The 20,983-nt window shown below is 53.8% G+C and carries 18 protein-coding genes and 4 pseudogenes; 9 read left to right on the top strand and 13 right to left on the bottom strand.

The genetic code is table 11. The features are described 5' to 3' along the window. Positions 1 to 46: 46 nt before the first annotated feature. Both ACMGGE_RS22725 and dinQ read left to right on the top strand, forming a co-directional pair. Positions 47 to 490 (top strand): hypothetical protein, encoded by a 444-nt coding sequence (locus tag ACMGGE_RS22725; protein WP_420290677.1) that lies wholly within the window; start codon positions 47 to 49, stop codon positions 488 to 490. 345 nt (positions 491 to 835) lie between these two features. Then, positions 836 to 1,069, top strand: coding sequence for a damage-inducible type I toxin DinQ (gene dinQ / locus ACMGGE_RS22720; RefSeq protein ID WP_420290676.1), 234 nt, complete (start codon positions 836 to 838; stop codon positions 1,067 to 1,069). 130 nt (positions 1,070 to 1,199) lie between these two features. Here dinQ and ACMGGE_RS22715 read toward each other — a convergent pair. The 6 genes and pseudogenes from ACMGGE_RS22715 to ACMGGE_RS22690 all read right to left on the bottom strand — a co-directional run. After that, positions 1,200 to 1,612: pseudogene (locus ACMGGE_RS22715) on the bottom strand (phage integrase family protein); the annotation flags it as partial. Positions 1,613 to 1,694: 82 nt separating this feature from the next. Beyond that, positions 1,695 to 2,648: an SdiA-regulated domain-containing protein gene (locus ACMGGE_RS22710; RefSeq protein WP_420294207.1), complete on the bottom strand. Its 954-nt coding sequence runs from the start codon at positions 2,646 to 2,648 to the stop codon at positions 1,695 to 1,697. Between the two features lie 54 nt (positions 2,649 to 2,702). Then, positions 2,703 to 3,062: a TraR/DksA family transcriptional regulator gene (locus ACMGGE_RS22705; protein WP_003090764.1), complete on the bottom strand. Its 360-nt coding sequence runs from the start codon at positions 3,060 to 3,062 to the stop codon at positions 2,703 to 2,705. After that, positions 3,062 to 3,913: a universal stress protein gene (locus ACMGGE_RS22700; RefSeq protein ID WP_003090760.1), complete on the bottom strand. Its 852-nt coding sequence runs from the start codon at positions 3,911 to 3,913 to the stop codon at positions 3,062 to 3,064. The genes ACMGGE_RS22705 and ACMGGE_RS22700 overlap by 1 nt, the downstream gene beginning before the upstream one ends. A gap of 14 nt (positions 3,914 to 3,927) precedes the next feature. After that, positions 3,928 to 4,002, bottom strand: a pseudogene (locus ACMGGE_RS22695) (sodium-independent anion transporter); the annotation flags it as partial. Between the two features lie 53 nt (positions 4,003 to 4,055). Next, positions 4,056 to 4,760: an IS6-like element IS26 family transposase gene (locus ACMGGE_RS22690; protein ID WP_001067855.1), complete on the bottom strand. Its 705-nt coding sequence runs from the start codon at positions 4,758 to 4,760 to the stop codon at positions 4,056 to 4,058. A gap of 65 nt (positions 4,761 to 4,825) precedes the next feature. On the opposite strand from ACMGGE_RS22690, the pseudogene ACMGGE_RS22685 reads away from it, so the two are divergent. The 3 genes and pseudogenes from ACMGGE_RS22685 to ACMGGE_RS22675 all read left to right on the top strand — a co-directional run. Next, a pseudogene (locus ACMGGE_RS22685) lies at positions 4,826 to 5,047 on the top strand (tyrosine-type recombinase/integrase); the annotation flags it as partial. 374 nt (positions 5,048 to 5,421) lie between these two features. Next, positions 5,422 to 5,982 carry a recombinase family protein gene (locus tag ACMGGE_RS22680; protein WP_003090771.1) on the top strand — a complete coding sequence of 187 codons (561 nt, stop codon included), beginning with the start codon at positions 5,422 to 5,424 and terminating at the stop codon, positions 5,980 to 5,982. A 3-nt stretch (positions 5,983 to 5,985) separates the two neighbouring features. Next, positions 5,986 to 8,952 (top strand): Tn3 family transposase, encoded by a 2,967-nt coding sequence (locus tag ACMGGE_RS22675; RefSeq protein WP_003090772.1) that lies wholly within the window; start codon positions 5,986 to 5,988, stop codon positions 8,950 to 8,952. Positions 8,953 to 9,323: 371 nt separating this feature from the next. Here ACMGGE_RS22675 and ACMGGE_RS22670 read toward each other — a convergent pair. Next, positions 9,324 to 9,568, bottom strand: a pseudogene (locus ACMGGE_RS22670) (hypothetical protein); the annotation flags it as partial. A gap of 601 nt (positions 9,569 to 10,169) precedes the next feature. Here ACMGGE_RS22670 and vapB point away from each other — a divergent pair. Continuing rightward, positions 10,170 to 10,400 (top strand): type II toxin-antitoxin system VapB family antitoxin, encoded by a 231-nt coding sequence (vapB, locus tag ACMGGE_RS22665; protein WP_047732352.1) that lies wholly within the window; start codon positions 10,170 to 10,172, stop codon positions 10,398 to 10,400. Continuing rightward, positions 10,397 to 10,813 carry a type II toxin-antitoxin system VapC family toxin gene (locus ACMGGE_RS22660; protein ID WP_410029382.1) on the top strand — a complete coding sequence of 139 codons (417 nt, stop codon included), beginning with the start codon at positions 10,397 to 10,399 and terminating at the stop codon, positions 10,811 to 10,813. The genes vapB and ACMGGE_RS22660 overlap by 4 nt, the downstream gene beginning before the upstream one ends. 40 nt (positions 10,814 to 10,853) lie before the next feature. Here ACMGGE_RS22660 and ACMGGE_RS22655 read toward each other — a convergent pair whose 3' ends face one another. The 5 genes from ACMGGE_RS22655 to ACMGGE_RS22635 form a co-directional block, all read right to left on the bottom strand. Further along, a complete protein-coding gene (locus tag ACMGGE_RS22655; protein WP_420290675.1) occupies positions 10,854 to 11,732 on the bottom strand; it encodes a restriction endonuclease in 879 nt (292 codons plus the stop codon). Between the two features lie 192 nt (positions 11,733 to 11,924). Further along, a complete protein-coding gene (locus tag ACMGGE_RS22650; protein ID WP_410029380.1) occupies positions 11,925 to 13,139 on the bottom strand; it encodes an MFS transporter in 1,215 nt (404 codons plus the stop codon). Between the two features lie 494 nt (positions 13,140 to 13,633). Then, positions 13,634 to 14,110 (bottom strand): cupin domain-containing protein, encoded by a 477-nt coding sequence (locus ACMGGE_RS22645; protein ID WP_410029379.1) that lies wholly within the window; start codon positions 14,108 to 14,110, stop codon positions 13,634 to 13,636. A gap of 44 nt (positions 14,111 to 14,154) precedes the next feature. Further along, positions 14,155 to 14,934, bottom strand: coding sequence for a carboxymuconolactone decarboxylase family protein (locus ACMGGE_RS22640; RefSeq protein ID WP_420294206.1), 780 nt, complete (start codon positions 14,932 to 14,934; stop codon positions 14,155 to 14,157). A 584-nt stretch (positions 14,935 to 15,518) separates the two neighbouring features. After that, positions 15,519 to 16,403 (bottom strand): LysR family transcriptional regulator, encoded by an 885-nt coding sequence (locus tag ACMGGE_RS22635; RefSeq protein WP_282982949.1) that lies wholly within the window; start codon positions 16,401 to 16,403, stop codon positions 15,519 to 15,521. A gap of 170 nt (positions 16,404 to 16,573) precedes the next feature. Here ACMGGE_RS22635 and ACMGGE_RS22630 point away from each other — a divergent pair, with 170 nt between their 5' ends. After that, a complete protein-coding gene (locus ACMGGE_RS22630) occupies positions 16,574 to 17,710 on the top strand; it encodes an alpha/beta hydrolase (protein WP_420290673.1) in 1,137 nt (378 codons plus the stop codon). Positions 17,711 to 18,010: 300 nt separating this feature from the next. On the opposite strand, the gene ACMGGE_RS22625 is transcribed toward ACMGGE_RS22630, so the two are convergent. Beyond that, complete coding sequence (locus ACMGGE_RS22625) at positions 18,011 to 18,904, bottom strand: LysR family transcriptional regulator (RefSeq protein WP_282982951.1); 894 nt, start codon at positions 18,902 to 18,904, stop codon at positions 18,011 to 18,013. Between the two features lie 234 nt (positions 18,905 to 19,138). Here ACMGGE_RS22625 and ACMGGE_RS22620 point away from each other — a divergent pair, with 234 nt between their 5' ends. Then, positions 19,139 to 20,731, top strand: a complete 1,593-nt coding sequence (locus tag ACMGGE_RS22620) for a carboxylesterase/lipase family protein (protein ID WP_410029377.1) — start codon at positions 19,139 to 19,141, stop codon at positions 20,729 to 20,731. The last annotated feature ends 252 nt before the right edge of the window (positions 20,732 to 20,983 follow it).

Raw genomic sequence — 20,983 nt, 5'->3', positions numbered from 1 at the left:
CTACCATGATGGTAAGTTTTACTCCTCACGGTAAAAGGAGGTGTATATGTTATTTCAGATAGATGCTCCAAGGCCACTTTACAATGCACGTATGGTGCTTGGGTTATCAACGACTGAAGCAGGTCAATACGTTCATGTTACAAGAAAGACCTGGGAGCAATGGGAAAAGCTTGAGATGGAGAACATGCCGGTCCCAAAAGCAAAAGTCGAACTTTTCTTTGAAAAAATTTCAAAATTAGGAAAGCACAAAGACTACGGTAGGTTGGTAGTAATATTTCGCACTGAAAGTTCTGGTTGCCAGGTACCGTTGGATGTCGTTGCGGAAAGTAACTATTTAGGATTGGATGACGATAATGGCGAAAGTGCTGTTATCAAATCGATGGCATTAGACCGTCGAACCGGTCGCCCGTATGTCCATCGGACCAAGTTTTACTGGAGTGGGAATGAGCACGTTCGCAGTTTCTGCGAAACTGCAGAACCTCTGGCATAAGATAAAGTGTTGCGCAAGGGTCAGTTTGGATATAGAGAATTATTCTACAGCAAGCCTGATTTCCATATGACAACAGGGTATGCCGAAATGATGCTACAGAACAGGGTAGGGCGTAAAAAAACCCGACTGGTGAGATCGGGTTTTAATACATTTCCGGTTTTGAGTTGGTGACTCTGACCGGAGGAAGTCACTCTTCACCTAACATCCTGATGATATAACCTGAGTTGTATTTATGCAATACGATGTTCAAAGATGCAATTTGGTTTTTATAGGTGATAACCTTATAATCAGTAAGTTAGTCATGATTTGTGGCATTCCTGCCTTTAAAACCCAGCGTCAGCGGGTATGGACACATTAAAGTCCTGGTCAAGCAACAGGTGGTGCTGTCTTGATGCTCTGGCAGGAGGAAGTCACTCTTCACCTAACAGTGAGATACCCGTTGTGACAGGCAATGTAAGAGTAAGCCGCGGGGATTTCCTCCATTTTATGGGGAAACGGATGGGCGCTTTTATTGATAAAGCAATCATCGTTCTGAAGGCGCTAGTCGTCTTTCTGGAACTGATCCGAGCATTCTTCTGAGTGTGATGGAAACGTAAGTAAGGCCCGGGGGTTAACCGCTCTCGGGCCTTTAACATTTAAAAAATAGCTCTACGCCTGTTTCTACATACAACAGGCGTGGAATTGAGCCAGGCAGCCTCAGCTTGTCCTTAACCGGTACTGAGAAAGTGACTCCGTCGGCCGCTGCGGCTTCCACGGCTTTGCTGAGCCAATGCGTACGGTACGATCGGTAATATTCCAGATGCGGACCTTTTCCATTCTGCCTGTTATCTTGTTTTTTCGTTCCAGTGGTATCTTCAGCGTGGCCACCATCATCTCCAGCTGGCTGACATACCGCGGATCAGAAAGCGGTACGAGACGGTGAACCTGACTTCCGGAAGGCGCACGCCCCGCCGTTCTGGCGGCTTTTTCAGACCGTTGTTTGAGCGTGGTCAGCTTCTCGAACGGGTAGGACGGCTGCAGCAAAAAATCTGTCCGGCCCAGAGCCACTGCTTCGTTGACACGTGAGCCGGAATTCCACAGGGTGGCGGCCAGGGTCTTGCGGTACAGGTCGGGAATATAGTTGGGGAGCCCGCAGAATTCGGAAAAAATCGTACGCTAACAGTTCAAGCGTCCCGGCCACGCCTGACTGTAGCTTGTTGACTGGTCAATCTGTCTCGCGGGTAAAGCGATAGAACAAGTTCGGCTCGCTGACCACGTACAAATACCCTTCATCGTCGATGGTTACGCCTTCGGCTTGGGGTATACCTTTCAGCAAACCAGCAAACCCCCTCGCCAAGGAGCGGAAACTCACCACCTTGCCCTCGTCGGTCATTTCAATCAGCAGTTTCGACTCGTCGCTGAGCAGGATCAGATGGCCGCTCTGTTGATCGAATACAACCGAAGACAAGTCAGTGGCAAACACCTTGTCTTTTACTAGGTTGGACATGTCGCGGACGTGCAGGGAAACGCCTCCTTCCAGGCTGGCACGAAGGCCGCTCACTTCCAGTAATTGCCGGGGGTCACGCTCCTTGGTCACAAACAAACGATCACCTTTTAGGTCGTAGGCGAGCCCTTCAAGGCCTTTGTTGTCCTCCTTGCCAAGCGCCAAGGTTAGCGCTGAATACTGGTCTAGGCTCAATGGTCGATCAGGAGAAAGCTTACCGTATTCGTCGATGGGGATATCCACGATAACCAGGCTCTGCCGCCGCTCTTCGGCAATGACCAGTTGACCGTTGCCGGCATAGGACACCGCTTCCACGTCGTGGAAGCCATCCAGGCTGTAACGTCGCTCCACGTCACCGTCACGACTGAGGGCCAGCAGCTCGTTCGGGCCATTGGTAACCGCCCACAGCAGATTTAGGTCAGGATCGAAGGTCAGGCCCGAAAGGTTGTTGTCCACACCGGGAACCGCCTTAGCATCCAGCTCAACCCGATAGCCAGGCAGCCACACAGAGCGCTCCTGCCAATCGTCTGTGTGCCAGTGGGTCTTGATCCAAAAGTACAGACGATCATCAAGGTGATGAGTACGTACTTGGAATACGGTGAGCAACACAAGGCATACAAGCGCCCACATCCAAACACTTACTTTCCGTGTTCGGCCCAGCCAGTTTTTAGCCATCAAATACATTAGAAGCCTCGTTAAATCAGACTGACGCCACGAGCCGTGATGGTTTCAACCCGACTCGGCGCGGCTGGCACAGGTGATACACAACGGCGTGGCCGGATCGAACTCCAGACGGCCCGAGGCGATCAACTCGCCGCATTGGTTACACCAGCCATAGTCGCCCTCGTGCCAGCGCTTGAGGGCCAGTTGGAGACGGACACGTTCATGCCGTGCACGACTGCGGATCGCATCGTTCATCGCTTGTTGCTGGAGTGCGTCCATTCTCGATAGACGCCCCACCTTGCTTTGATCCAGCTCTACCGATTGCGAGCGAGACTCAGCGTCTCCCAGCAATCGATCCAGCTCGGCAGCCCGCTGTTCCAGTAGGGTCTTGAAATGGGCAAGATCGAGGGCGTCGTCCAGGCTCATTAGCGCAGCAGTAACAGCGGACTGGTGGTGGTACGGAGCATGCTGGTAGTGGTGCTGCCGACCAGGAACTGCCGGATACGTGAGTGTCCATAAGCCCCCATCACTAGCAGATCGATGCCATGCTCTTTCTGATAGGCGTGCAGGGTACGTTCTATTTCACCGCTCCGAGTCTCAGCGCGAACGGTAAATCCGGCGTTGATCAGCACTTTCTGCGCCCAGTCCAGCTGCGCGGACGCTTCGTCGTTCACGGGCCCAACCATGACCAGATGGATCGGCAGCCCCTTCAGCAGCGGGCTGGCTGCCAGCATCTCCACACCCTTGCGGGTTGTAGCGCCGCCATCGAATGCCAGCATCGCGCTCTTGGGCTTTTGGAAGTTGGCCGGGGTGACCAGGATTGGCCGGTGCATGATACGAATAACGCTTTCCAGCTGGCTTCCGACATGCTGACTCAGACCGCCACTAGACTCGCCCTGGCGACCGATAACCAGCAAGCGCGTTTCACTTTGCAGCTCTTGCAAGCTCTCCAGTAAATCGCCATGTCGCTGCTTGGACTCCGGTGCGCGCACACCATCATTCACGGCCCGTTCTTTCGCGGCTGCAAGCATGATTCGCCCTTGTTCAAGGGCCAACTTGCCGCGCTGTTCATCCAGGGAAGCAAGCTCATCAAGCAGGTGCTCGCGGCTGCCAAGGCCAATGTTGCCACTCAAATCTGCTGCAACCGGATACTGGCGCTGATCCAGCACATGCAGGAAGGTCAGCGGCGCTTCCAGGCTCAGACTGGCCCAGGCCGCGTAGTCGCAAACAGCTGGAGCCGAGGTGGAACCGTCGATACAGGCAATTACGTGGGTCATTGTTGTTCTCCTTCTCAGTGGCCCATGAGTTGATCAATGGCGTCAGGTTTATCGTGAACACCAAAGCGATCCACGATAGTGGCGCTGGCCGGCACTGTTGCAAAGTTAGCGATGAGGCAGCCTTTTGTCTTATTCAAAGGCCTTACATTTCAAAAACTCTGCTTACCAGGCGCATTTCGCCCAGGGGATCACCATAATAAAATGCTGAGGCCTGGCCTTTGCGTAGTGCACGCATCACCTCAATACCTTTGATGGTGGCGTAAGCCGTCTTCATGGATTTAAATCCCAGCGTGGCGCCGATTATCCGTTTCAGTTTGCCATGATCGCATTCAATCACGTTGTTCCGGTACTTAATCTGTCGGTGTTCAACGTCAGACGGGCACCGGCCTTCGCGTTTGAGCAGAGCAAGCGCGCGACCATAGGCGGGCGCTTTATCCGTGTTGATGAATCGCGGGATCTGCCACTTCTTCACGTTGTTGAGGATTTTACCCAGAAACCGGTATGCAGCTTTGCTGTTACGACGGGAGGAGAGATAAAAATCGACAGTGCGGCCCCGGCTGTCGACGGCCCGGTACAGATACGCCCAGCGGCCATTGACCTTCACGTAGGTTTCATCCATGTGCCACGGGCAAAGATCGGAAGGGTTACGCCAGTACCAGCGCAGCCGTTTTTCCATTTCAGGCGCATAACGCTGAACCCAGCGGTAAATCGTGGAGTGATCGACATTCACTCCGCGTTCAGCCAGCATCTCCTGCAGCTCACGGTAACTGATGCCGTATTTGCAGTACCAGCGTACGGCCCACAGAATGATGTCACGCTGAAAATGCCGGCCTTTGAATGGGTTCATGTGCAGCTCCATCAGCAAAAGGGGATGATAAGTTTATCACCACCGACTATTTGCAACAGTGCCCCGTAGAACAAGCAGGCATCACGAAGCCCGCCACACCGCACACCCTCCGCCACTCGTTCGCGACGGCCTTGCTCCGCAGCGGTTACGACATTCGAACCGTGCAGGATCTGCTCGGCCATTCCGACGTCTCTACGACGATGATTTACACGCATGTGCTGAAAGTTGGCGGTGCCGGAGTGCGCTCACCGCTTGATGCGCTGCCGCCCCTCACTAGTGAGAGGTAGGGCAGCGCAAGTCAATCCTGGCGGATTCACTACCCCTGCGCGAAGGCCATCGGTGCCGCATCGAACGGCCGGTTGCGGAAAGTCCTCCCTGCGTCCGCTGATGGCCGGCAGCAGCCCGTCGTTGCCTGATGGATCCAACCCCTCCGCTGCTATAGTGCAGTCGGCTTCTGACGTTCAGTGCAGCCGTCTTCTGAAAACGACAAACTGGATGTCAGGCAAGGCGCATCACGCCGTCAGAATAGAGTCCGCTTTCACATTCTTTGACACATGCTTGCCAAGGTCATAGATTTCAGCCTGACAAATTCAAGGCTTCGGGCGCAATGGAACCAAAAACCAACGCAAGCCCTGCCGCCCATCCAGCCCATGGAGGCATCTTGCAGGGACAACGCATCGGTTACGTCCGGGTCAGCAGCTTCGACCAGAACCCGGAACGCCAACTTGAACAGGTCGAGGTCGGCAAGCTGTTCACCGACAAAGCCTCGGGCAAGGACACCCAGCGTCCCCAGCTGGAGGCCATGCTCGGTTTCGTTCGCGAAGGCGACACCGTGGTGGTGCACAGCATGGATCGCCTGGCACGAAACCTCGATGATTTGCGCCGCCTGGTGCAGAAGCTGACCCAGCGCGGTGTGCGCATCGAGTTCTTGAAGGAAGGCCTGGTGTTCACCGGCGAGGACTCGCCGATGGCCAACCTGATGCTGTCGGTCATGGGGGCCTTTGCCGAGTTTGAGCGCGCCCTGATTCGCGAGCGGCAGCGCGAGGGCATCGCCCTGGCCAAGCAGCGCGGTGCCTACCGGGGCCGCAAGAAAGCCCTCTCCGACGAGCAAGCCATCACGCTGCGGCAGCGGGCCGCTGCGGGCGAGCCGAAGGCGCAGCTCGCCCGCGAGTTCGGCATCAGCCGAGAAACCCTCTATCAGTACCTTCGCAAGGACGACTGAACCATGCCGCGTCGCTCGATTCTCTCGGCTACGGAGCGCGACACCTTGCTTGCGTTGCCGGAAAGCCAGGATGACCTGATCCGCTACTACACCTTCAACGACTCCGACCTGTCGCTGATCCGCCAGCGGCGCGGCGACGCCAACCGCCTGGGCTTCGCGGTGCAGCTCAGCCTGCTGCGCTACCCCGGCTATGCGTTGGGCACCGACAGCGAGCCGCCCGAGCCGGTCATCCAGTGGGTGGCCAAGCAAGTTCAGGCCGACCCGGCGAGTTGGTTGAAGTACGGCGAACGCGACGTGACTCGCCGCGAGCACGCCCAGGAACTGCGCACCTACCTACAACTGGCCCCGTTCGGCCTGTCCGACTTCCGCGCCCTGGTGCGCGAGCTGACCGAGTTGGCCCAGCAGACCGACAAGGGCTTACTGCTGGCCGGTCAGGCCCTGGAGAGCCTGCGACAGAAGCGGCGCATTCTGCCGGCGTTGAGCGTAATTGATCGAGCTTGTTCGGAGGCCATTGCGCGGGCCAATCGCCGAGTCTACCGCGCCCTGGTCGAACCACTCACGGACTCGCATCGGGCCAAGCTGGACGAGCTGTTGAAGCTCAAGGCCGGCAGCAGCATCACCTGGTTGACCTGGCTGCGACAGGCACCGCTGAAACCGAACTCCCGCCACATGCTCGAACACATCGAGCGGCTGAAGACATTTCAGCTGGTGGACTTGCCCGAAGGCCTGGGCCGACACATCCACCAGAACCGCCTGCTCAAGCTGGCCCGCGAGGGTGGGCAGATGACGCCCAAAGACCTCGGCAAGTTCGAGCCGCAGCGACGCTACGCGACCCTGGCCGCCGTGGTGCTGGAGAGCACCGCGACGGTGATTGATGAGTTGGTCGATCTGCACGACCGTATCCTGGTCAAGCTGTTCAGCAGCGCGAAGCACAAGCATCAGCAGCAGTTCCAGAAGCAGGGCAAGGCGATCAACGACAAGGTGCGCCTGTACTCGAAGATCGGCCAGGCTCTGCTGGAAGCCAAGGAAAGCGGTAGCGATCCCTATGCCGCCATTGAGGCGGTGATTCCCTGGGACGAGTTCACCGAGAGCGTCAGCGAGGCCGAGCTGCTGGCCCGGCCGGAAGGCTTCGACCATCTGCACCTGGTCGGCGAGAACTTCGCCACTCTGCGCCGTTACACGCCGGCCTTGCTGGAGGTGCTGGAACTGCGCGCTGCCCCGGCTGCGCAAGGCGTGCTGGCAGCCGTGCAGACCCTGAGCGAGATGAACGCCTACAACCTGCGCAAGGTGCCGGCCGATGCGCCCACCGCCTTCATCAAGCCGCGCTGGAAGCCGCTAGTGATAACCCCGGAAGGCCTCGACCGGCGCTTCTACGAAATCTGCGCCCTGTCCGAGCTGAAGAACGCGCTGCGCTCCGGTGACATCTGGGTCAAGGGCTCGCGGCAGTTCCGCGACTTCGACGACTACCTGCTGCCGGCAGAGAGGTTCGCCGCGCTCAAGCATGCGCAGGCTCTGCCCCTGGCGATCAACCCGAACAGCAACCAGTACCTGGAAGAGCGCTTGCAGCTGCTGGACGAGCAGCTGGCCACCGTCACCCGCCTGGCCAAGGACAACGAGCTGCCCGATGCCATCCTCACCGAGTCCGGGCTGAAGATCACCCCGCTGGATTCCGCGGTGCCCAATACCGCGCAGGCGCTGATCGACCAGACCAGCCATTTGCTGCCGCGCATCAAGATCACCGAACTGCTGATGGACGTGGACGACTGGACGGGCTTCAGCCGCCACTTCACACACCTGAAGGACGGTGCCGAGGCCAAAGACCGGACATTGCTGCTGTCAGCGATCCTGGGCGATGCAATCAACCTCGGGCTGACCAAGATGGCCGAGTCGAGCCCCGGCCTGACCTACGCCAAGCTGTCCTGGCTGCAAGCCTGGCACATCCGAGACGAAACCTACTCGGCGGCCCTGGCCGAGCTGGTCAACCACCAGTACCGTCATACCTTCGCCGCTCACTGGGGCGACGGCACGACCTCTTCTTCCGATGGCCAGCGCTTCCGGGCGGGTGGTCGAGGCGAAAGCACCGGCCACGTCAACCCGAAGTACGGCAGCGAGCCGGGGCGGCTGTTCTACACCCACATCTCCGACCAGTACGCACCGTTCAGCACCCGCGTGGTGAATGTCGGCGTGCGCGACTCTACCTATGTGCTCGACGGTCTGCTGTACCACGAGTCCGACTTGCGGATCGAGGAGCACTACACTGACACGGCTGGCTTCACCGATCATGTCTTCGCCCTGATGCACCTGCTGGGCTTCCGCTTCGCACCGCGCATCCGCGACCTCGGAGAAACCAAGCTGTATGTTCCGAATAGCGTCCAGGACTACCCGACATTGCGCCCAATGGTTGGCGGCACCCTGAACATCAAGCACGTCCGCGCCCATTGGGACGACATCCTGCGCCTGGCCAGCTCGATCAAGCAGGGCACGGTCACCGCCTCGCTGATGCTGCGCAAGCTCGGCAGCTATCCGCGCCAGAACGGCCTGGCCGTGGCCCTGCGCGAGCTGGGCCGGATCGAGCGCACGCTTTTCATCCTCGATTGGTTGCAAAGCGTCGAGCTGCGCCGGCGCGTGCATGCTGGACTGAACAAGGGCGAAGCCCGCAACTCCCTGGCCAGGGCGGTGTTCTTCAACCGCCTCGGCGAGATCAGGGATCGGAGCTTCGAGCAGCAGCGCTACCGGGCCAGTGGCCTCAACCTGGTGACGGCCGCCATCGTGTTGTGGAACACGGTGTACTTGGAGCGCGCCACCCAGGCGATGGGCGATGCGGGGAAGTCGGTGGATGGTGAGCTGCTGCAATACCTGTCGCCGCTGGGGTGGGAGCACATCAATCTGACCGGCGATTATGTCTGGCGGCAGAGCCGCAGGCTGGAGGACGGGAAGTTTCGGCCGCTAAGGCTGCCCGGAAAACCTTAGCGTACGATTTTTTCCGTTTTCTCTATTCGCCCCTAGTTGATCAGGGCACTCACCTCCGGCGCCAGCAGGTATTTTGGCAGATCATCATGCGCGAGGGCCAGCTGGCGAAGTGCCAGCGCAGCCGGGTAGTTAGTCGATGGCCATCGGCAACTGAGCAGAGGAAAAGGCTCCGATCTGGGCTGGCAGTGCTGGCATCAAGTTATGTCACTATTGTCAGGCAAATACTTTGCGAGCAGATACTCCATTTTGGTGCCGATGGCACTCAGCTCATACCGGGTCTGCGAGCACAGACCGATATCCTGTTCTGCTGCGGTGGTGATAAGCGTTCCCTTATCAAACTCAAATGAATTTTTCATTCCTGATGTTACTTTGTTGCCGGAGAAATAACGTTGCAGTAGCGTAATGCAGTAATTGTAGGTATCAAGATCGTATTCCCAGTCTCCCAGTTCTCCGGCCACGTTCAGTTCTTTGCGGAACTGGTCATACTTACGCTCCAGAATACCCAGACCGAGGTTTATGGCTGCATAACCATTATTTTACCGGGTGTAGAAATCGCGTTGCGGATTTTTTCAAAGGCATAACTGAAATCATTTCTGTTGTTAAATGCAGTAAACATGTAATTTCCTCAACTGAAAAATTAGCAAGACAATTTTACCAAGCATACATCATTACCTAGTCACGTACCTGACAGTCATTTCGCGGTATTTTAACCGGGCATCATTATTTTATGCTTATAATAAGCAGACATATAGACACGCTGGTAAATTACCGGGAGCCTCTTTTGTGGTGATCCGACTTTCCGCTATATCACTATTTCCGGAAGTGTAACACGGTCAGAGAATAAGCAAATCGGCGTTTTTAGGTGCTGAGCGGACGGTCGCGGGGGAGGGGGCGAAACACAACATATAGAAAAAATGGCAGCTGACGAAGTGGCACATGTTGTGTTTTTGCGCCGCAGCGCGCCGGTGGGGCTGAAGAAGATCCGGAACTGGTATTTTTCGGATCTCCGCGGAAAAAGTGAGAAGCCCGTATAGGCTGAACATATCCATATGCCCGGCATCTGCATAGGCAATGCATACGCATATCCTGACCATCTGCATATATAGCCCCTATACATATGCATGACATCTGCCTATACTCAACATATGCACACACCCGGTGCAATGCACCCCATTCCGGATATGCACCACAGATCCACTTTTACCCGGGAGAGAATCATGAGAACCGTATCCATTTTTAAAAACGGCAACAACCGCGCCATCCGCCTGCCCCGCGATATGGATTTTGAGGGGGTGAGCGAGCTGGAAATCATCCGGGAAGGGGACAGCATCATCCTGCGTCCCGTCCGGCCGACCTGGGGTTCGTTCGCGCAGCTCGAAAAAGCCGACCCGGACTTTATGGCAGAGCGCGAGGATGTTGTCAGCGACGAAGGACGGGTTAACCTGTGAACAGGATCTATATGCTCGACACCAACATTTGCTCGTTCATCATGCGCGAGCAGCCGGAAGCCGTGCTGAAACGCCTGGAGCAGGCGGTGCTGCGCGGTCACCGCATCGTGGTCTCGGCCATCACCTACTCCGAGATGCGCTTCGGCGCCACCGGACCGAAGGCCTCCCCCCGACACGTGCAGCTGGTTGACGCCTTCTGCACCCGCCTCGATGCCATCCTGCCCTGGGACCGCGCCGCGGTGGATGCGACCACGGAGATTAAGGTCGCGCTGCGCATGGCCGGGACGTCGATCGGCCCGAACGACACGGCGATTGCCGGGCACGCCATCGCCGCCGGCGCCGTGCTGGTGACGAATAATGTGCGGGAGTTTGAGCGGGTGCCGGGCCTGGAGCTGGAAGACTGGGTGAAGTAAGCCGCTCTCTTCAGGATAATTTCCTGAACCACCCGGCAGGTTATTTCAGCGTGCCGGGTATTCTGTCTCTGAGGGTGTAGAGTCTGTCAAACTCAGCATAAGGTTCCCCCGTTTCAGCCGCATGCCTGAGCTTGGCTTCAAGCAGGTCGGGCAGAGCGATACCGTGACTGAGGGAATGGTACAGATCATAACCACTGATACAGATCACCCGTTTTCCTTTCCCGAAGGCTGTCAGACCTTCATCAGTAAACCCCATCCAGCTGATGAACACGCCCCTGGCCCATTTTGCCTTGGTACTGAGTTTTCCTTCAAATACGTGCAAATCTGCCGCCGGCGTTCTGTTCTGATGCCACTTCGCTTCCATCAGGTAAAAGTCATCATTCAGCCGGAAGCTGCCGTCTATCTGCTCGCCCGTGTTCCGGAATGACGAGCGGGGAGCAAGCTTAAAGGTACTGAAAAGTTCTGCAAGCCATGCTTCAAAGCGGAAACCCCGCGGGTGTGGCGGCAGGGATTTCATCGCGTTCATTTCGGCTACCAGTGATGGCCAGTCAACATCGTGCCATACCTGGGCAGGCCTGTCGCCTCTTGCTGTATCAGCGTCTGCATTTTCCAGCCGTGAAATCAGTGCGAGCCAGTCATTGCGGCTTTTTTCGGCCTGCTCAGGCATGCTCTCCATTTTGTACCGCCAGAGTGCATCAAGAACCCGCAGGGCTGTCTCGCGATCCACCTGTTTCAGCAGGCATCTGACCCGTTTGGCTTTTGAGGTTCCGTCTTCCTGATAACGTTCATCATCAATATCAATGTTCAGCTCTTCATCAAAAAAAGCCGACAGCGTGCGGTTGGAAAAATCGAGTATCCAGCCCGGATCGCTTTCAAAAACGAGATTAAACAGTCTCAGATCCTGCATTTTCAGTTTCACGTCAGCCTCCTTTTTTACAGAGTATAACGGCCTGTAAGAGCAGGTGGTACAGCATAAAGGTTCTGATACCAGCCTTATATTTTCCTCAGTCAGCAAAGAAAGGGGAGTTGATGTCGCGGCTTTATCTGAAAGGGCTTTTCAGGACTGTAAATCGCTGAGGTTATTTTCGACGGGATCCCACCCGGACTGGTACTATCTTTTGCCTTCAAATGTTGATGTCACTCCCGCCACAATCCCGCCCAGTAAAAGCACCATGGCGCTGGCCAGAAAAGCCCCCTCGTAACCTGCTGTGTCATAAAGTATGCCTCCGACAGTCGACCCGAGACCAATTGACGCCTGCACAATGGCCACCATCAGTCCTCCGCCAGCCTCGGCGTTATGAGGAATTCTGGCAAGCCATGTCCACCATCCCACCGGAGCCGCTGTCGCGATGAGTCCCCAGAACGCAAGTAAACCAACGACCAGAACGGTCCTGTCACCGAAAAGGATCAGCATCACCGCAATGGCAGCCATCATCAAGGGTATTGTTGTCAGTATCCTGTACAGTCCTGTCGTCAGGAACCGGCCTATCAGACTGGTCCCCAGCAGGCCAGTCAACCCCATCATCAGCAGGATCAGTGAAAGGGAGCTATCATGAACCTCTGTAATGGCTTCAAGAAAAGGGCGAATATAAGTGAAAAGGGCAAACTGCCCCATGAAGAACGCGCCGCAGCCGGCCATTCCCCAGGCTACCCGTTTGTTTTTCAGGACATCAAAAACATTCCCGGACTGATGGCTTTCTGACGAAGCTTTCATTACTGGCAATGAAAACCATTGCCAGAGGAACGCACCGACGGCAATCGGAACCAGACAAAAAAATGCGCCCCGCCATCCAATAGTGGATCCAAGCCATGCTCCCACCGGCGCGGCAACCACAGTAGCCAGTGCACTACCGCTGTTAAAAATAGCCATTGCCCGCGGGATCTGAGATGCTTTTACCAGTCGCATTGCTGTTGCGACTGACAGAGACCAGAACCCCCCTACGGCAATGCCAATTAGCGCTCTCCCCAGCATGTAGACAACATAGCTGGAGGCCGTACCGATAACGAGGCCCGAAATACCCATCAGGACAGTTAGACCCAGCAGGATAGATTTTCGATCCCGCCGTCCTGCGAATGCAGGCATGCTTAAACTGGTGAGTACAGCCAGCACACCAGATACTGCAATTCCCTGTCCAATCATACCTTCAGTGACGGACAGGGCACTGGCCATAGGCGTAAGCAGGCTCACTGGCATAAATTCTGATGCAACAAGTACAAAGGCGCAGAGCGTGATGGCGAACACGCCACTCCAGTTCGCCCGGGCGACAGAATCTGAATGATGCCTGGCAACTGACAGGCTTTTGTCCGTATTGTCTCTGTTTGTCATTTTTTCTTACGCAGGTGAAGGTCCGGTCATCAGATGTGACGGGACTGGTTTAAATTTCCAGGGAGGTGCAATGTGGTGTATTAACGGTCAGTCTGTTCCGTAGCGGCCCAGGGATAAGCCCTGCCTTAAGGGACAATCTCCGGACCAATACTGTTGCTGATTATTCCCGTGATCAGGCCCTGTTGTGGGCTGAGTCAGCCTTGTACGGCATGGGTTACCGCAGACAGAACTCAAGAGAGTTAATGATAAGGCAGTTTTTATAATTAAATTAGTATCTGAATAGTGGATGCTGTTATGTGAAATTTGCATAAATAAACACAGTGCTCTGACCGGAGCATCCTAAGCTGAGCAGGCGTCAGCTGATATCCGGACTGTGTGAATGAACCTTTCTGTAAATGCGGGTCACTCCACGCACAGGTCATACCGCCCCAGGGAAAGTAAGATTACCGGGCGGTGGTTTTCAGGAAGAGCCGGCTCAACTGGCCGGCAATAATTTACTTTGCGCTGTACTCCTGATCAGATACGGGTTCAAGCCAGTCTGCACCTTTCCCGTCCTGCAGATATGTAACCGCGATGTGGCTCATTCCGGTAGTATCAGTGGCGCCATGCCAGTGTTTTACTCCTGCCGGGATCCAGACGACATCACCGGGGTTAATAATCCTTTTTGCCTGACCTTCTTTCTGAATCCAGCCTTTACCCGACCTGACAATAAGCATCTGACCTGCCGGATGAATATGCCATGCTGTTCTGGCTCCCGGCGCGAATGTCACCAGACCCGATGACGCAGGAGTTTTTAACGACGAAGGCGTCAGTAGATCGATAATCACATGCCCTGTGAAATAATCAGGAGAACCCTGCTCTGAAGACACAGTGCCAGCCGGAGTTACTGTAATATCCTGACCATCATCGGCATTAACGCTGTCTGATATAACTACTGATGCAAACAGAGCGACCATTAATATATTTCTCATGTCTGACACTCCAGGTATGAAAAGGGGTTGTGAAGAATCTTTTCTCAGCTGTTCCGGTTATTGAGAACGTCCTGAACAACCGGAACTGCGGAAAACGCGTTGGGCCAGCCTGCATAAAACGCAACCTGAGCAATCAATTCAGCAACCTGTGCACGGGTCAGGCCGTTATCCATTGCTTTATTGAGATGGAATCCGATCTGGTTCACCTGACCATTCGCGATAAGGCCAGATACTGTCACCAGGCTTCTGTCACGGGGTGTGAGATCAGGGCGTAGCCAGAGGCCTCTGAACAGGATGTCAGTGGTGTATTGCACCAGTGCAGGCGAAACGGAGCCTGCAATCTTCTCCGCAGTTTCAGCCCGCTTTGTCTCTGCGGCTACATCCAGGGGTAACAGTACAGGCTCAGTTGAGGGGAGTTGCTCGACACCAATGCCCCGGGCAGCAAAGACATCTGCCGTTGCAGTGGCAGCACCTGTGGCATTGGCAAGTCCGGAGTAGAATGCGAGATGCGTAATGATTTCAGATATTTCACGGGATTTAACACCGTTATCAAGGGCCCTGTTCAGCTCACCCGAAAGCTCCGATATCTGGTTCCGGGCTATCAGTACGGCTACAGTAATGACACTTCGATCACGTGGTGAAAGCTGTGGTCGTTTCCACAGATCACCCTCAACAGCGTTCTGAATATAACTTTGCAATGCCGGGGAAACGACGGCAACAGAAGGGGGGGTATCTGAAGACATGCGGTGCTCTCCTTGAGTAACTTGCGCGAAACCTGGCGCTGACAGGATGATTCCCAGAAAAACAGCTGGTATTGATTTCATAACGATCCTCGTTCAAGAATGTATGTGGGAAAATATTCTGAGATTGTGAATCAGCTCGTTGTCCTTTGAAAAAAACAGTCGACTCCGACACACCTCAGTAATAAGCAGCTGACTTCCATCCCCCAAAATGATAGCTTTATTAATTACAGCCATTAACAAAAGTATCATTTTAAAACTCGCTCACTTACCCAACAATTATGTCCCGATTTCAGATGTAGTTACTGCCTTTCTGTTTTAACAAGAAGTAACTGATTTTCAGAAATGACAAATCCAATTACGGGAGCGGGCGGTTTTTTATTTTATCATTTCACTATAGCCTGTTGATTACTGATTAACTATAAACGTGAACCTATTGAACCAATGAATAATACTCATGAATGAATGTATATGCCTTCCGGGCAAGACGATATAGTGTGTGTTCGAAAACAGAAAGAAAGGAGTTCCCCGAGATTCGTGACGGATAAATCGTTGAACAATACTCAACTGAAACTGTGCACCCTCTGCCTGGTTTAGTTAAATTATCCGTGCTATGTCAGGAACTGCTGCTTCATGACCTGATCTGCGCATAATCATATTTTCATTCTTTAAATTCGTAATGTATCAATTACCGCTCTCAGTGCAGGTGACACATTGCGGTGCGGGTAATAGAGAAATGAACCGTCAAGACGCCGGCTGAAACGCTGGAGTACCCGGATAAGTGTGCCTTGTGCTAAATCCTCGGTTATCAGCTCTTCCGGGACATAGGCCAGGCCAAGACCCAGCCTGGCCGCTCTGGCTTCCATGTAGCTGTCGGCGAAAACCCACTGTCCCTGAGGTGGATGGGTGATTTTTTTCCCATCCAGATCGAGTTCCCAGGCGTACAGGTTGCCGTCGCCAAACTGATAAGCGATGCAGGGATGTACGGCTAAATCGGCGGGAGTTCGGGGAAAGCCGTAGCGACGAAAGTGTTCCGGCGTACCGACAATGGCCATCTCCATATCAGGGGAAATACGTACTGCAATCATACCATTTCGCACTTCCGCGCCCAGACGAACGCCTGCATCAAATCGCTCTGCAATAATATCGACAAACCGGCTTTCGCTGATGAGCTCGAGTCTGATATCGGGATAGCTTTGTTTAAATGCTGCCAGCTTCGGTAGCAGGACTTTATCAATGGCGTGCTGGCTGGCATTGATGCGTACCGTACCGGAGGGTGTCTGGCGATAATGCGCCAGTCTGGTTAGCCCCAGGTCCAGGGCGTCAAAACCGGATGCAACATTGTGATAAAGTTGTTCGCCGGCCTGAGTGAGTGATAACCGACGGGTGGTTCGAACCAGAAGCTGAACGCCAAGGCGCTCTTCAAGTTCGCGGACAGCGCGGCTGATCCCCGACTGAGCCAGGCCAAGCCGTTGCGCGGCAGCAGTAAAACTACCTTCCCTCACGACCTGCATGAACAGGTAAAGGTCATTATAGTTTTCCCGTTTCGCCATTCTTCCTCACTGCCAGTTCGCTATTCAGAACAATAAGCTATTAATCTTAGCACTTTTTACCCACTAATAAGCTCTTTTACTGCTAGCTAGAATAGGAAAATGTCAACCAGGCACAGCAGCATTGTCCATTCAAGTCCTGCTTCTGTCGCGTTTATTTCAGGGGGTTTTTGATGACGCTTTTCTCCAGAAGACTGAAATCCGGGATACCCGTCATGCTGCTATGCGCTTTATTAAGTGGAGTTACAACGATGAGTTATGCTGATACAACTAACCCGAATGCGCCTGTTTCATTGACTGAAAAATGGGATAAAACTTTCTCCGAAAGCGCGAAAGTGGATCACCGTAAGGTGACCTTTCAGAACCGCTACGGGATCACCTTAGTTGGAGATCTCTACCTGCCGAAAGACCGCGGTAACCGTAAACTGGCTGCTATTGCCGTCAGCGGCCCCTTCGGTGCGGTGAAAGAGCAGTCCAGCGGCCTGTATGCACAGACGCTGGCCGAACTGGGGTTTGTCACACTGGCGTTTGACCCTTCCTATACGGGCGAAAGCGGTGGCTATCCCCGTAATGTTGCCTCACCGGATATCAATACCGAGGATTTCAGCGCGGCCGTGGACTTTCTGGGCCTGCAACACGAGGTGGATCGTAACCGTATCGGCCTGCTCGGCATTTGCGGATGGGGGGGGATGGCGTTAAATGATGCAGCGATGGATACTCGCGTCAGAGCTGTGGCGACCAGCGTAATGTATGACATGAGTCGGGCGATGGGGCATGGGGTGGGCGATGGTAAAGACCGCTACACCACTGCCGATCGCCGTGCGGTACTGCAGTTTCTGAACGCTCAGCGCTGGAAGGATGCGGCAAACGGTACTTCCACGCCGGGCGGGCATGACATTTATGTTGATGAGAAGGGTAACGCCACCGCTGCCGCGCGTATTCTGCCGGAAACCTTACCCGCCAACCCCCATCCGGTACTGAAAGAATTCTTCGATTACTACCGTGTGCCGCGTGGTTTCCATGCGCGTTCGGTCAATTCCACCGGGGCATGGAATGCAACCATGCCATTGTCGTTTATGAATATGCCATTGCTGAGTTACGCCAGCGAAGTCACCATTCCGGCGCTTATCGTGACTGGTGAAAAAGCCCACTCACGCTATTTTGCTGAAGATGCTTTCAAGGCAATCGGCAGCAAAGAGAAAAAACTGGTGATTGTCCCTGGGGCAAACCATGTCGATCTCTACGATAACGCTGCGGGTAAAATCCCGTTTGCTGAAATTGAACATTTCTTCACGGCAAACTTAAGATAACCAGATGGGATACCAGGCCACCCGCCTTAAAAACGGGTGGCTTAAACCTGACTGTTATGACTTAGTGTATGCCACTTTTCCGCTTATTTTCATTCCCGCCGTGTCGTTATACCTGGAATGGCGATCCCCCATTCCAGCTTTGGCATGAGCCTGATGATGAGGAAGCCTGGTCCGGGCTGATAATCAAAAAAATACCTCACCCGGAACCTGACAGGACTCGCATATGATCTTCGTTGCAAAGTTAACTGTGGCATGAAATTCATGAGAAGGAATACACTACAGACCGGATGGTGTCAGAGCTTAGCCGCGGTGACGGAGGGCCTCAGTAAGCGCTCTGAAGGCTGGGGAGGCATGATGCCTGTGAGGATAATAGAGATAAAACCCCTCCCACCAGGGAGAGCAATTTTCAAGAACCCGGAGGAGATCGCCCTTTTTTATATATGCCAGGGCAATTTCTTCAGGTACGTAGGCGAGTCCGTACCCGGCCAGTGCTGCGTCGAGAACATAAAAAATATTATTAAAGGTCAGCTGCCCGTCAACGCGTACCTTGACTTCTTTACCTTCCACCTCAAATTCCCACGCATACAGCGCACCGGATGACGGAAACCGGTAGTTTATACAGGTATGAGTGATGAGTTCATTAGGAGAACGGGGGACAGGATGGTTGCTGAAATAGGCGGGAGAACCCACCACTGCAAAACGAAAATCAGGGCTGATGCGTGCAGAAATCATATCTTTTGCCAGCTGCTCGCCCATACGTACTCCGGCGTCATAGCGTTCAGTCACAATATCGGAGAGACCGTTGTCGAGCATCAGCTCAATTTTGATATCAGGATAAGCCAGCAGGAAATCATTCAGTTTTGGCCAGATCACGTTGCTGATGGCGTAATCCGGTGCATTCAGACGAATGGTGCCTGAGGGCGATTCTTTCAGCGCGTTAAGCGCCTCAAGCTGCATTTCAATGCCATCAAAATGTGGACCTATGCCCTGTATCAGTTTTTCACCGGCATCTGTCGGTGAAACGGCGCGGGTGGTTCTGGTCAGCAAACGTACACCCAGTCTTTTCTCCAGGTTCCTTATGGTGTGACTCAGAGCTGACTGAGAGATCCCTATCTTCGCAGCCGCCCGGGTAAAGCTTCGCTCTCTTGCAACAGCAAGGAAAGCGACAAGGTCGTTAATATTATTGCGGATCATCAAAGAAATCTCAGGACGTTGTTTTTTTACAAAAAAGAAAAAGCTTACTGGTCACTTTTTCCTAGTATCTCAGCCCTGTTAACTCAGACTGCCACAATGGAGCCCAGTACAGGTACCTTACCGTTCAATTAATGAATTTTATACATTATAGCATCCACTATTCAGATACTAATTTAATCACAAAAACCAATCTATCATTACATTCTTAGAGATGTGACTGATATGAGATCGAATATGAAACGAAATGGTAAACTCAAAAAATCAGTATCGGCACTGATTACCACCGCCTGCCTGATGATGGCTCTGCCAGCCATGGCGCAGGATACACTGGAGGTATCCACCTCTTCAGGTCCGGTCACAGGAACGGTAATTAATGGTATCAGTTCCTGGCTTGGCCTGCCTTACGCCGCCCCACCTGTCGGTAAATTACGCTGGCAACCCCCGCAGCCAGTCGCTCCCTGGACAACGGCCTTAAAGGCAAATGCACTGGCAGCAAGCTGTGCGCAGAACGCTGATCTTGGTGAGTTCGCCAGGGCCGGGGGAAATGAAGATTGCCTGTACCTGAACGTCTATCGCCCAGCTGAAATGCACAATAGTGATCAAAAGCTGCCAGTTTTCGTCTGGATCCACGGAGGAGGGCTTCAGGTAGGGCAGGGGGGGGATTACGACCCATCCAGACTCGTCAGGGAAGGTAATTCTGTTGTTGTCACCTTAAATTACCGACTGGGAATGTTTGGTTTTCTGTCCACTCCAGGGCTGGATTCAGAAGGGCATGAAGCAGGCAATTACGGACTTATGGATCAGCAGGCGGCACTGCGCTGGGTGCAGAAGAATATATCTGCCTTTGGCGGGGATCCATCTAATGTCACCATTTCCGGAGAATCCTCCGGCGGTAACAGCGTTATGGCACATATTGCCGCTCCGGGATCAGCTGGTCTGTTCAAGCATGTTGTGGCAATGAGTGGTTCCGGAATCATGTCGCGTCATCCAGCTTTTGGCGCTCCGCGTCCACTGAATGTTGCGCGTGAAACGGGGATAAAATTTGCCCGAGCCCTGGGCTGTGATGCCGGGGATGCAGAATGCCTGCGCGCCGTACCGACCAAGCGGATCCTGGATGTTCAGCCATCGTTCGCACTTAACGAATTTATCATCGACGGTAAAACCTTGCCTGTTCATCCGGCTGATGCTTACAAAAGTGGTAAGATCAACCCGGTTACGCTTATCAACGGGACAACGCGTGACGAAGGGCGCTTTTTCGTCGCACTGCCGGAAATACTGACAGGGAAAACCCTGCAGGAAAGAGACTACCCCGAATGGATTGAACAGCAGTACGGTAAAACGCTCAAGCCTAAGGTGCTGGCAGAATACCCACTTAAAAACTATGACAATCCTAGTGAGGCTTTTGCAGCCGCTGCAACGGACAGCATGTTCTCCTGCCCTGCGCGCGCATTAAACCGGAGTCTGGCTGATAAAATCCCCGTGTATGCGTATGAGTTTAGCGATCGCACTGCACCCTCTTATATCAGCGCAACAACATTCCCTCTGCAGGCAGCTCATACATTTGAACTGGCTTACGTGTTTCCGGGTTTTCACGGAGGAAGCGATATACATATCAGCCTTAACCCAGCCCAGGAAAAACTGTCACAGGAAATGGTCGGCTACTTCTCCGGTATGGCAAAAATGTCCAGCCGTGAACAGAGCTGGCCCCGCTATAGTGCGAAGTCAGATAATTTCATGACCTTCGCCCTTCCGAAAGCCAGAATGGTATCAGGGCATTTCGCTGATACTCATCACTGTGAATTCTGGGATAAGCAGGGGCTTTACTGATTTATTCTGACGCTGAGGTTTGTTGCCGCAGCTAATGCTGCGGCTTATCAACTACCGTTGAGTAGCTAATTTGTCACCCCGGAGCTTATTAAATGAAGTATGTCTCACCCAGAAACTGAACGGTTAATAACGAATCTGAAAATCACAATATAAAATACTTCGTCTTTTTTTGTCTACGCACAGAAATGTTTAATATTTACCGGTGATTTTTACTGGGTGAGACAAGTGTTCTGCTTAAAGATAAACATATTG

Source organism: Enterobacter sp. BNK-22 (assembly GCF_048684805.1).
In the GTDB taxonomy this organism is placed as follows: domain Bacteria; phylum Pseudomonadota; class Gammaproteobacteria; order Enterobacterales; family Enterobacteriaceae; genus Enterobacter; species Enterobacter quasiroggenkampii.
The sequence above is the reverse complement of the archived record's forward strand: the minus strand, read 5'-3'. Positions and strand labels throughout refer to the sequence as shown.